Consider the following 12,245-nt stretch of genomic DNA (forward strand, 5'->3'; position numbering starts at 1 on the left):
CATTTACCACACGCGGTTAAATCACGATCTCATCCATCGCCTGCTGGATACGCTTCTCCGAAACCGGATAGGGCGTGCCAAGCTGCTGGGCAAAATAGCTCACCCGCAACTCTTCAATCATCCAACGCACGTCCTTCACGTCTTCATCTTCGCGGCGAACGGCGGGCAACTTGTTGTACCAGGTGGACCAGGCCTGCTGAATTTTTTCAATTTTCAGCATTCTGGCGCGATCGCTGTGCGGATCGATCGGCATTTTTTCCAGCCGGCGCTCCATTGCCGTCAGATAACGCAAGGTATCCGACAGTCGCTTCCAGCCGTTCTGGGTGACAAAGCCTTTGTACACCAGGCCGCCTAACTGCGCCTTAACGTCAGACAGCGCCAGCGCCATACTCATATCCACGCGCCCTTTCAGACGTTTGTTGATATTGAACACCGCGGTGAGGATCTGCTCGACCTTTTTCGCGATGTCGACCACCGTGTCGTTCAGCTCGGCGCGAACCTTATCATGCAGTTTGTTGTAACCCGCTTCCTGCCAGGTTGGGCCGCCGTGTTCATCAATCAGCTTATCAATACCACAGGCAATGCAGTCATCAATCAGATCCAGCACCTTGCCATACGGGTTGAAATAGAGCCCCAGCTTGGCTTTGTTCGGCAGCTTTTCATGCAGATATTTGATCGGCGACGGAATATTAAGCAGCAGCAAACGCCGCTGGCCGCGCCACATGGCCTTCTGCTGCTCATGCTGCGAGTCAAACAGGCGGATCGCCACGCTGTCTTTCTCATCCACCAACGCCGGCCAGGCCTTCACGCTGTAATTTCCGCGCTTCTGCTCAAAATGATCCGGCAGGTCGCCAAAGCTCCAGATATGCAGACCGCTCTGCTCCAGCCCGTCATCGGCGACCAGCGAAAGCGTTTCCTGCACTTTTCCTTTCAGCGCCAGCTTCAGCGCGGCGAGATCGCGCCCTTCGTTCAGCTTGCGGTTGTTTTCATCCACCACCCGGTAGGTGATTTTCAGGTGATCGGGCACCTGATCCCACTGCCAGGCTTCACGGTCAATGGTAATCCCGGTCATACGCCGGAATTCGCGTTCCAGCGACTCCAGCAGCGGCAATTCCATTGGCGTCACCCGGCCAAGGAAGGCATCCGCATAGTTTGGCGCGGGCACCAGATTGCGGCGAACGGGTTTTGGCAGCGATTTGATCAGCGCGATAATCAACTCGCGGCGCACGCCCGGAATTTGCCACTCGAAGCCGTTCTCCTCAACCTGATTCAGCAACGGTAACGGCACGTGCACCGTCACGCCATCGGCTTCGGTGCCGGGCTCAAACTGGTAGCTCAGGCGCAGCTTGAGGTTGCCCTGTTGCCAGACGTTCGGGTAATCCAGCTTGCTGACGTTGCTGGCGCCCTCTTTAATCAGCATCTCTTTGGCGAAGTTCAGCAGTTCAGGCTGTTCGCGGCTGGTTAGCTTCCACCAGCTGTCGAAATGCCGGGCAGACACCACGTCCTGCGGAATGCGCATATCGTAAAAGGCGAACAGCGTCTCGTCATCCACCAGAATGTCGCGACGGCGGGACTTATGCTCCAGCTCTTCCACTTCTTCACGCAGCTTGAGGTTGGCTTTGAAGAACGCGTGACGCGTCTGCCATTCCCCTTCCACCAGCGCGTTACGGATAAACAGCTCACGGGACAGGACCGGATCGATCTGGCTGTAGTTCACCTTGCGTGCGGCAACAATCGGCAAGCCATACAGGGTGACTTTTTCACTGGCCATTACCGCGCCCTGCGCTTTCTCCCAGTGCGGTTCGCTGTAGCTGCGTTTGATCAGATGCTGAGCCACCGGCTCGATCCACTCCGGATCGATACGTGCGGCAATGCGGCCCCACAGCCGGCTGGTTTCCACCAGCTCCGCGACGATGGTCCATTTCGGCGGCTTCTTAAACAGCCCCGAGCCAGGGAAGATCGAGAAACGGGCGTTACGCGCGCCGGTATATTCCTGCTTATCGGCGTCTTTCTGACCGATATGCGACAGCAAACCGGTTAGCAGCGCGGTATGCACGCCACGGAAATCGGCGGGCTCGCTGTTCAATGGGATGCCCTGTTCACGCACCACCTGACGCAGCTGGGTGTAGATATCCTGCCACTCGCGCACGCGCAGATAGTTAAGGTATTCCATCTTACACAAGCGGCGGAACTGGCTGGACGACAACGCTTTCTGCTGCTCCTGCAGGTAATCCCACAGGTTCACAAAGGAGAGGAAATCGGACTCTTTGTCGGCAAAGCGGCGATGCTTCTCGTCTGACGCCTGCTGCTTGTCTGCCGGACGCTCGCGCGGGTCCTGAATGGACAGCGCCGAGGTGATGATCATCACTTCGCGCGTACAGGCATAGCGCTGCGCTTCCAGCACCATTTTGGCCAGTCGTGGATCGACCGGTAGCTGCGCCAGCGAGCGGCCCGACGGGGTCAGCTTATAATGCTGATCCTCGCTTTGGGTGATGGCACCCAGCTCTTCCAGTAGCTTGACGCCATCCTGGATGTTGCGCTTGTCCGGCGCTTCGACAAACGGAAACGCGGCGATATCGCCCAGTCCCAACGCCGTCATCTGCAGAATGACTGACGCCAGGTTGGTGCGCAGAATTTCCGGGTCGGTAAATTCCGGGCGGTTAATGAAATCGTCTTCTGAATAGAGACGAATACAGATCCCTTCAGAGACACGACCGCAACGGCCCTTACGTTGATTGGCCGAGGCCTGTGACACCGGCTCGATCGGCAGACGCTGAACCTTGGTGCGGAAGCTGTAGCGGCTGATACGCGCGGTACCGGGATCGATGACGTATTTGATGCCCGGTACGGTCAGCGAGGTTTCCGCCACGTTGGTGGCCAGCACGATACGGCGGCCGGTGTGCGACTGGAACACGCGGTTCTGCTCAGCATTCGACAGGCGCGCATACAGCGGCAGAATTTCGGTATGAGGAAGATCGCGGCGGTTTAAGGCATCCGCCGTGTCGCGGATTTCCCGTTCACCGCTCATAAAGATCAGGATATCGCCACGGCTCTCCTGCCCCAGCTCATCGACCGCATCGAAAATGGCCTGCAGCTGATCGCGATCGGTATCATCCGCGTCTTCCACCACCGGACGATAGCGAACCTCCACCGGATAGGTGCGGCCGGAGACTTCGATTACCGGCGCATTGTGGAAATGTTTGGAGAAGCGCTGCGGATCGATGGTCGCCGAGGTGATGATCACTTTTAAATCCGGGCGACGCGGCAGCAGCTCACGCAGATAGCCGAGTAAAAAGTCGATGTTCAGACTGCGTTCATGCGCTTCATCAATAATGATGGTGTCGTACTGCAACAGCAGCCGGTCCTGCTGGATCTCCGCCAGCAGAATACCGTCGGTCATCAGCTTGACCTGAGTGGTGTCGCTGACTTGATCGTTAAAACGCACCTTATAGCCAATGCAGCCACCGAGGCTGGTTTCCAGCTCGTCGGCGATGCGATCGGCCACGGTGCGCGCCGCCAGACGTCGGGGCTGCGTGTGGCCAATCAGCCCGGTAATGCCCCGGCCCAGCTCCAGACAAATCTTCGGCAGCTGGGTGGTTTTACCTGAGCCGGTTTCACCGGCGACGATCACCACCTGGTTATCGCGGATCGCGTCGGCAATGTCCTGCTTCTTCTGACTGACCGGCAAATTTTCCGGGTAGCGAATCGTCGGCGTGGCCGCACGACGGCTGGCCACACGCTGTTCAGCTACGGTAATTTCCGCCGCCAGCTCGTCAGCGATCGCCTGCATCGCCTCAGGCTTGCTGACTTTTTTAGCCCCGTGCAGGCGCTTCAGCAGACGCTGGCGATCGCGCAGCATCAGCGAGTCCAGGCGTGGGAAGAGCGCGGTCAGGGGAGATTGAGGTGTTGTCGACATAAAGGTATAAACTCGCTAATCGCCGTCACTCCGGCAAACAACAGATGATTCGAAGGATAAAAATTTTGCGTAGTGTAGCACAGACAACCACTTAGCCATGACTCCCTGCCGTTAACCTTGTTCAGTAAATTCGAACATAGGCCTCAGAATATTGCACTATCACTGAGGGATGTTTACCCCTAGAGTGTAAATCATTGAGTGAAATCCCTTTCACGTATCACACAGGAAATTATCATGAGCAAAGTTTTAGTTCTGAAATCCAGTATTCTTGCCGGTTATTCTCAGTCAAATCAGCTGGCCGATCACTTTATTGCAGAGTGGAAAGCCGCTCACGGTAGCGACGAAATCACCGTACGTGACCTGGCAATGAACCCAATCCCGGTACTGGATGGTGAACTGGTTGGCGCGCTGCGCCCTTCTGATGCCACTCTGACCCCACGTCAGCAGGAAGCATTGGATCTGTCCAACGAACTGATTGCTGAAATTCAGGCTCACGACACCATCGTGATCACTGCCCCCATGTACAACTTCAACATCCCAACGCAGCTGAAAAACTACTTTGACCTGGTTGCCCGTGCTGGCGTGACGTTCCGCTACAGCGAAAACGGCCCGGAAGGCCTGATCACCGGTAAGAAAGTGGTCGTGATTTCCAGCCGTGGTGGCATCCATAAAGATACCCCAAGCGATCTGCTGACCCCTTACCTGAAACTGTTCCTCGGTTTCCTGGGTATGTCAGACGTTGAGTTCGTCTTCGCTGAAGGCATCGCTTACGGTCCGGAAGTGGCGACCAAAGCCGCTAACGATGCAAAAGACGTGCTGAAGCAGATCGTTGCTGCTTAAGTCGTGATCTTGCCGTAAAGGGTAAGCCTGAATAAAAGCCGGTCACCGCAAGGGACCGGTTTTTTATTGCCCTTTCTTCAGCCACTGACCGTTGATGCCGCGCACGTATTGCCCGGCGGCAGCGCGCTCAACCAGCTTTTGTCCGGCGATGCGCCCGACTTCAGCGGCGGTCATATTATTGCGCAGCGCCAGTGCCTGATACTGCTGCTGACGGCCCTGGTTGATACGATCGACCAGGGCCTGAGCGTCAGCGTTCTGGGTAACGGCAGCGATGTAGCCGCTTAAGGTTTCGCCGACCAGGCCTTGCTGACGGGCCTCATCCAGCGTCAGGGCCATCGCTGCCGGTGACAACAACAGGAACACCAGCGCCAGCGCTTTTAGCTTTTTCATCATCGTCCCCTCAGAACAGTCCGCTCTGATTTTTTAACAGCGCCTCAACGTCTTTATCGACCTTGATATGGATCTCATGCTCAATTTTCACGTTCATATTGATGGTGATCGGCTCTTTTGGCGCAGCCACCTCAATACGCGGGACGCAGCCGCTAAGCAGCAAAATCCCGGCAGGCATCAGCAGGCTAATGCGTTTCATCGGTCGTTTCCTTTTGAGTCGGCAGTGCAGCGTTTTGCTCTACCCACGATTGCAAATTATCGCCAAAGCGCAGGCTGCGCCACAGCTGGAACAGGTTTTCGCGCTGGGTGTAGTTCAGCGTCACCCGCTGGTTTTTGTCGCTAAAGCGGCTGGTGCCGTTGACCTGCGCCTTCATGGTCATCGCCCCCAGATTATCAATGTCGACGGTCGCCCAGCTGCGGGTGATCTCCATATAGCGCAGCCAGTCTATTGCGGCGCCGGCCGCAATATTGTTGCTGGCGATGGCATCGGCAAAATCCTTATCCATCCTGACGGTCAGAGGCCCGTTATTGGCAATCCAGCCGTCTTTGATCAGCCAGTGGGAATTGGTCAGCCACAGCGGCAGTGCGCCATTAATATGACCGGACATGGCAATCTGTTTGGGCTTCATCGCCGTGACCAGTTCGCTCATGCTGATATTTCGTAAGCGCAGCGTCGCGGCTTCGGTCTGCGGCATCTGCAGACTTTCCATGCTGAGCTGGCCGCCCAGCACCTCAACAGCAACGTTGCTTAAGCGCAGCGGCTGGCGATCGCTCCATGGATACCAGCCCTGCAAATCGGCGGTGATATTCTGCAAGGCAAACTGATTTTTCACCTCTTTAATCCGCAGCGAGACCGGCCCTTTGGCACCGAAATACCACTGGTGCGCCTTCAGCCTGAACGGCAGCGAAAAGTCGATACCGTTAATTTCGTTGTCCGGCATCCATACGCTACCGTTGTTCACCACCCAGTGACCTCCGGCCTCGAAGCCCTGATCGGCGGCGGCGGAGAAGGCAACCTGCGCCTTGAGGGTTCCGCCCTGGATTTTCATCTTCAGGTCATTACTGAGCAGCGGCTGGAAAACCGACAGCGATTGTTGCGGCCACCAGGCCTGACCGCGCAAACGTTCGCCGTCCCAGCGGCCCTGAACGCGAACGGGGCCAATATCCTCTGCCTGCAAGCTGCCGTTATAGAGGAATGCCGCCGGATCCTGCCCTTTCACCGCCAGGGTCAGCGTCGAAGGCGGCAGATAACCGCCGCTGCTGAAGGTGGTTTGCTGCGCATCCAGGCGGAATTTCCCTGCAAAGGCAGGATGCTCAACATCACGCTGCCACGATACCGGCGCCGCCAGCGTTAAACGCGGCGCACGAACGTTAACGTTGCCATAACTGATTTGATCAAAGCCGGTTGAAAGCGACGTCAGCTCAATCAATGAATCCTGCCAGCGGCCCTTGCCATTCATGTCCCATTTCGCCGACAGCGGCGCCATATAGCCCTCGCCCCAATAGCGCCAGAACCACTGACCTTTATCTGGCCAGAAGTCGTTGGCCCGACCATCCAGATGCAGCTTAAAACGCCCCATCTGCGGATCGTGTGCGGTAAGAATGGCCTGCAGGCGTCCGTCAATGCCGGCGGATGAGACTTTCACCCCGGCCAGCGGCCAGCGCGCCTCATCGACTTCCAGCGTCGAAAGCAATCGCCCGCGCATTCGCAGCAACGCGCCCGGCTGTAACAGCAGCGTTGGGTCCAGCAGCGGCCCCTGAACCTCGCCAGGCAGCCCGGCGTAGAATTGCAGCTGCGCCAGTTTACTTTCGCCGGTCAGGCGGAATGGCAGCTGGCTGTTGGTCCAGTCAAGATGGCCCGGCCCCAGCGACAACACCACGTTGCCTTTGCCGCCTCTTCCCTGGGTGAGCACGTTGAGTCGGCCGATGATCTCGGTTGCCGGAATCCCCTGCTTCCAGTTTTTCAGTGCCAGGGTAATGCCGCCGGACAACGGTTGCGCCGCATAAGGCCAGCGCCATTGCCCTTGCTGGATCAGGATCTGTTGGTCTGAGATGGCCCATGGCAAGGTCACCAGCGGCGCATCATCGCCCTGCTGATGCACCACCAGTTGCCCCTGCTGCTGTTGCCAGTCCAGATTGATGTTGAGCGGCGCAGGAATGCCCTGCAGCGTCATATCGGCAGTCAGTTTTCCGGCATCAGGCAAGGTGTCAGGGATTTTTGGCAGGTTGAGCGTGCCGGCAACCGTAATTGGCTCGGGGACGCCTGGGGCTTTAACGGTCAGCGAATGGATCGCCAGCTGCTGGCCGCTGAGTTCAGCGTCCAGCGAGAGATTCGGACTGCGGTAACGGACGATCTGTCGCGCGCTGTCGAGGTTGAGCTTCAGCTCTCCACCCCAGCTTTGCCACGGCGAAATAGCCAGACTGTTGATGGTGATATCCGCACCCGGCAGCATGGCCTGCCAGTCGGCGATGGAACGCGGTGCCGAAGGCGTTTCACTGGCCGGGAGCTGGCTGGCACAGGTGCTGTCGACCTGCACCGTCGCGGCATTGACCGCCCAACGTCCGTTTGCGCGGCCCAGTGACAGATCCTGAACGGCGGCAAGTTCACAGTCGCCTACGCGGTAGCGCACGCCCGGGATCTGGAGCTTACCGGACTGCCAGCGGGGATTGCTGTCCAGCACCAGAGCGGTGTTGGCAGGCAGCCACACCCCAGCCAGCCGCGGAAGCCAGTGGGTTACAGTCAGCAACAGGCTGGCAATCAGCAGCACAACGACCAGCACGATCGCTATCGCTACCTTCCAGCCACGCGAAAGGCCAGTCAACATTCCGCTCCATCCGTGAATATCATAGGGTGAAATGATGGCACGGAATGTCACAAGGGAGAAGTTTTTAACAGATAATCAACGCATTCAGCGCAAATATCCGCCGTCCGTCATCTCAGGGTCGCCGCGTATTGAGAATTATTGTTACTATGCTGTCAGCGCTATTCCCTTTACGGTCACAGGAGAGAGATCATGAAACTTGCGGTGTACAGTACGAAACAGTACGACCGGAAATACCTTGAGCAGGTCAATGAAGACTACGGCTATGAACTGGAATTTTTCGACTTTCTGCTGACTGAAAAAACGGCCAAAACGGCGGTGGGCTGCGATGGCATCTGCATCTTCGTTAACGACGACGGCAGCCGCGTGGTGCTGGAAGAGCTTGCCGAACTGGGCATCAAGTTTATCGCACTGCGTTGCGCCGGCTTTAACAACGTCGATCTGGCTGCGGCGAAAGAGCTGGGCATTAAGGTCGTTCGCGTACCGGCCTATTCCCCGGAAGCGGTGGCGGAACATGCCGTCGGCATGATGATGACGCTTAACCGCCGAATCCACCGCGCCTATCAGCGCACCCGTGATGCTAACTTTTCCCTGGAAGGATTGATCGGCTTCAATATGCACGGCCGCACGGCCGGTGTGGTGGGTACCGGTAAGATCGGTCTGGCCACGCTGCGCATCCTGAAAGGCTTCGGCATGAAGCTGCTGGCGTTCGATCCCTATCCGAATCCACTGGCCATTGAGCTGGGTGCCGAATATGTCGATATCGACACGCTGTTTAAGCAATCGGACGTCATCTCCCTGCACTGCCCGTTAACGCCCGAAAATCATCATTTACTGGATATGTCAGCATTTCAGAAAATGAAAGATGGTGTGATGATCATCAACACCAGCCGCGGCGGGCTGATTGACTCGCAGGCGGCGATTGATGCACTGAAGCTGCAAAAGATTGGTTCGCTGGGAATGGACGTGTATGAGAACGAGCGCGATCTGTTCTTTGAAGATAAATCGAATGACGTGATTCAGGATGATATCTTCCGCCGCCTCTCATCCTGCCATAACGTGTTGTTTACCGGTCATCAGGCGTTCCTGACCGCTGAAGCGCTGACCAGCATTGCGGAAACCACGCTGGAAAACCTCAGGCAGCTGACCAATAATCAACCCTGCCCGAATGAACTTACGGCGGACTGAATGCGCTGAACCGGTCAGGATCTCTGGCCGGTATTACCGTGCGCAGGTGCCGCTTGCCAGCGCATTTTCACCACAGCGTCGGCCATTTGCCAGCTGGCACATGCCAACAGAGCTGCCGTCTAACTGACGAGATAAGGCTAAGGTTCCTCCGGCGTTTGCACAGGTGCTGGACGCTAAGTCGGACATCACCACGCGAGGTGGCACATGCGCACTGGTAGCCTGTTGCGGCGGTTCGTTGTCGGCTTCATTGCTGCTGCAAGCGGACAGCAACAGCGCACAACCGACAAGCAGAAAGGTCGCTGCTTTCATTTATTCTCCGGGGAACGGTAATTATGCAGAAAGCCAGCATAAGCTACGATCCCAGGCGGGTCGATAGCTGTCACGAATATTTACCAAATTAAAATGCCTGAAATAGCAATAGCCTGCCGTCTCATTTTATAACGGGTAAAATTAAGCAACTGAAAGTGCCTACAAATCAGAAGGATAATCTATGTTAATGGATCTGCTGCTGCGTATCGCCTTAGCGGGAGCGTTGGGAGGATTGATCGGCCTTGAGCGCCAGCTCCGCGCTAAAGAGGCCGGTTTACGCACCCATATTCTCGTCGGCATTGGCAGCGCGATGTTTATGATCGTCTCTAAGTACGGTTTTGATGACATTATTGCTCAGACGCATATTGGTCTGGATCCCAGCCGTATCGCCGCTCAGGTCGTCAGCGGCATGGGCTTCCTCGGTGCCGGCACCATCATTATTCAAAAGCAGGTGGTTAAAGGCCTGACCACCGCGGCAGGCCTGTGGGTCACCGCCGCCATCGGTCTGGTGATTGGTAGCGGACTGTATGAAATTGGCATTTATGGCACCCTGCTGGCGCTGATCGTGCTGGAGACGTTTCGCCGCATCAGCCACTGGCTTATTGGCCGCCACCACACCCTGATCTTCCACCTTAAGCCCAAAAGCGTGCCGCTGGTGTTAATCGCGTTAGAAAAGGAGCGCGTTCGCACCGGCCAGGTATCGGTGGTTAACCGGGATGTTGAAACCGGGCTGTGTGAAATGACGATTGACGTGACATTGTCACGCAATATCGCTCCGCATCAGATTTATGACGCGTTGTTAGAGATTAAAGGCGTGACGTCGGTCGAGATGCAATAAACGCCTGCCAATTTATCAGCCTGTGCGCACGCGGCCTGTAGTCGCCTGACAAATGTGGCATGATGCGTTGATGCATCGCCTGAAAGTGAATGAAGATGGCAAAGAATGCGTATCTAAAGCAGCAGTTTACAGGGTCAGGTGGGATTTCCGGCCTGACTGGCAAGGTAACTAAAAGGAGAAGTGGATGACCGATAAAAATATCCTCATCGTGGCAAAGTTCACTGCCCGGCCTGGCAAAGCGGATGAGTTAAAAAAAGTGCTGAACAACGGTGTCAAACCGGCCCGTGCTGAAGCGGGTTGCCTGCATTACGATCTGTATCGCAGTGTTGAAGACGGGAACGTGTTTCTGTTCCACGAAACCTGGAAAAATGCCGAAGCAGTCGAAATTCATGGCGGACAGCCGCACTTCAAAACGCTGATGGCCGACGCCGAACCATTGCTGGCGCAACCGCCTGAAGTGCATAAAATCTGATGTTTACCCACTGATAAAAAAAGGCCTGATTCGCTCAGGCCTTTTTTATTGCGGGTGATAAAGCGGCTATTTCAGCAAGCGCGCCCGGCAAGATTTGCCTTTAATTTTCACCTGCTGTAACTGCTTCATCGCCTGACGCGCGGTGTCCTGACGGATTGCGACATACGCCTGGGTTGGCGCGATATCGATTTTACCAATCACGTCGCTGCTCAGACCGGCATCGCCGGTCAGTGCCCCGAGAATGTCGCCAGGACGGATTTTCGCCTTACGGCCACCGTCCAGGCTCAGGGTCGCCATTTCGGCCAGCAGCGGCTGTGCGGCAACCGATTTCAGCTCGGACACCTTATGCCAGCTCAGCTTCATCTGCAGGAAATCTTCCAGCGCATGGGCTCGCACCATCTCATCTGGCGCTACAAAGCTGATTGCGCACCCTTCTGCGCCGGCACGCGCGGTACGGCCAATACGGTGGACATGCACTTCCGGGTCAAAGGAGAGTTGATAGTTAACCACCATCGCCAGGGATTTAATGTCCAGCCCACGCGCGGCAACATCGGTGGCGACCAGCACGCGGCAGCTGCCGTTAGCGAACTGAATCAATACCTGATCACGATCGCGCTGTTCTAAATCGCCGTGCAGCGCCAGTGCGCTGATTTTGGCGCTGTCCAGCGCATAAGCGACGTCGTCACATTCGCGTTTGGTGTTACAGAACACCACGCAGGAGCTTGGTTTCTCATCGCTCAACAGACCGATCAGCGCGGTTAACTTTTCACGCGCGCCGGCTTCATAAAAGCGCTGGTCGATAGTCGGTAAGTCAGATACCACGTCGGTTTCAACCGCGACCGGCTCACGCTGAATATTCTGGCTGATGCGCGCGATATCCTGCGGCCAGGTTGCCGAGAACAGTAGCGTCTGGCGCGATGCCGGACAGTATTTGATGATTTCTTCAATATCTTCGCGGAAGCCCATTTCCAGCATCCGGTCCGCTTCATCCAGCACCAGGGTGCCGATCTGATCCAGTTTCAGCGTTTCGCGCTTAAGGTGATCAAGGATACGGCCTGGCGTACCGACCACGATATGCGGCGCATGCACCAGCGAATCACGCTGAGCACCCATTGGCTGGCCGCCGCACAGGGTCAGAATTTTGATATTCGCGGCAAAACGGGCCAGACGACGCAGCTCTTTCGCCACCTGGTCAGCCAGTTCACGCGTTGGGCATAACACCAGCGATTGCGTGACAAACTGGGTCACATCAATGCGATGCAGCACGCCGAGGCCAAAGGCGGCCGTTTTTCCGCTGCCGGTTTTGGCCTGAGCGCGAACGTCCTTCCCTTCCAGGATCGCCGGCAAAGCGGCCGCCTGGACTGGGGTCATCGTATGGTAGCCAAGCTCATTCAGATTATCGATCTGGCTGGCTGGCAGGGCTGTCAGGGTTGCAAAAGAAGTCACACATTACTCTCTGATAAAACCGGC

Annotated in this window: 10 protein-coding genes; 4 read left to right on the forward strand and 6 right to left on the reverse strand. The window is 56.5% G+C overall.

Going from position 1 to position 12,245, the window contains the following annotated elements:
• Nucleotides 1–16: 16 nt before the first annotated feature.
• On the reverse strand, nt 17–3,916 hold the full coding sequence (hrpA, locus tag E2F51_RS18575) for an ATP-dependent RNA helicase HrpA (RefSeq protein ID WP_134824218.1): 3,900 nt from the start codon (nt 3,914–3,916) through the stop codon (nt 17–19).
• Nucleotides 3,917–4,150: 234 nt separating this feature from the next.
• On the opposite strand from hrpA, the gene E2F51_RS18580 reads away from it, so the two are divergent.
• Complete coding sequence (locus E2F51_RS18580) at nt 4,151–4,756, forward strand: FMN-dependent NADH-azoreductase (RefSeq protein ID WP_013202295.1); 606 nt, start codon at nt 4,151–4,153, stop codon at nt 4,754–4,756.
• 63 nt (nt 4,757–4,819) lie between these two features.
• Here E2F51_RS18580 and E2F51_RS18585 read toward each other — a convergent pair whose 3' ends face one another.
• Genes E2F51_RS18585 through E2F51_RS18595 form a run of 3 tightly spaced genes read right to left on the reverse strand, consistent with a single transcriptional unit; the run spans nt 4,820 to nt 7,971 of the window.
• Entirely contained in the window at nt 4,820–5,146 is a 327-nt protein-coding gene (locus tag E2F51_RS18585; RefSeq protein ID WP_041692014.1) for a YdbL family protein, read from the reverse strand.
• 10 nt (nt 5,147–5,156) lie between these two features.
• Complete coding sequence (locus tag E2F51_RS18590; protein ID WP_041692015.1) at nt 5,157–5,345, reverse strand: YnbE family lipoprotein; 189 nt, start codon at nt 5,343–5,345, stop codon at nt 5,157–5,159.
• The gene (locus E2F51_RS18595; protein ID WP_134824219.1) at nt 5,332–7,971 is read right to left on the reverse strand and encodes a YdbH family protein; all 2,640 of its coding nucleotides are present in this window, start codon (nt 7,969–7,971) and stop codon (nt 5,332–5,334) included. The genes E2F51_RS18590 and E2F51_RS18595 overlap by 14 nt, the downstream gene beginning before the upstream one ends.
• 189 nt (nt 7,972–8,160) lie before the next feature.
• Here E2F51_RS18595 and E2F51_RS18600 point away from each other — a divergent pair, with 189 nt between their 5' ends.
• Complete coding sequence (locus tag E2F51_RS18600) at nt 8,161–9,156, forward strand: 2-hydroxyacid dehydrogenase (RefSeq protein ID WP_013202299.1); 996 nt, start codon at nt 8,161–8,163, stop codon at nt 9,154–9,156.
• Between the two features lie 33 nt (nt 9,157–9,189).
• Here E2F51_RS18600 and E2F51_RS18605 read toward each other — a convergent pair whose 3' ends face one another.
• Entirely contained in the window at nt 9,190–9,465 is a 276-nt protein-coding gene (locus E2F51_RS18605) for a DUF333 domain-containing protein (RefSeq protein WP_013202300.1), read from the reverse strand.
• A gap of 181 nt (nt 9,466–9,646) precedes the next feature.
• Here E2F51_RS18605 and E2F51_RS18610 point away from each other — a divergent pair, with 181 nt between their 5' ends.
• Both E2F51_RS18610 and E2F51_RS18615 read left to right on the forward strand, forming a co-directional pair.
• A complete protein-coding gene (locus tag E2F51_RS18610; protein WP_013202301.1) occupies nt 9,647–10,303 on the forward strand; it encodes an MgtC/SapB family protein in 657 nt (218 codons plus the stop codon).
• Between the two features lie 184 nt (nt 10,304–10,487).
• Nucleotides 10,488–10,775 carry a putative quinol monooxygenase gene (locus E2F51_RS18615; RefSeq protein WP_013202303.1) on the forward strand — a complete coding sequence of 96 codons (288 nt, stop codon included), beginning with the start codon at nt 10,488–10,490 and terminating at the stop codon, nt 10,773–10,775.
• 66 nt (nt 10,776–10,841) lie between these two features.
• Here the strand turns inward: E2F51_RS18615 and dbpA are convergent, their stop codons facing one another.
• Nucleotides 10,842–12,221 (reverse strand): ATP-dependent RNA helicase DbpA, encoded by a 1,380-nt coding sequence (gene dbpA, locus E2F51_RS18620; RefSeq protein WP_013202304.1) that lies wholly within the window; start codon nt 12,219–12,221, stop codon nt 10,842–10,844.
• Nucleotides 12,222–12,245 lie beyond the last annotated feature (24 nt).

The organism is Erwinia sp. QL-Z3 (assembly GCF_004551645.1).
Classification (GTDB): domain Bacteria; phylum Pseudomonadota; class Gammaproteobacteria; order Enterobacterales; family Enterobacteriaceae; genus Erwinia; species Erwinia billingiae.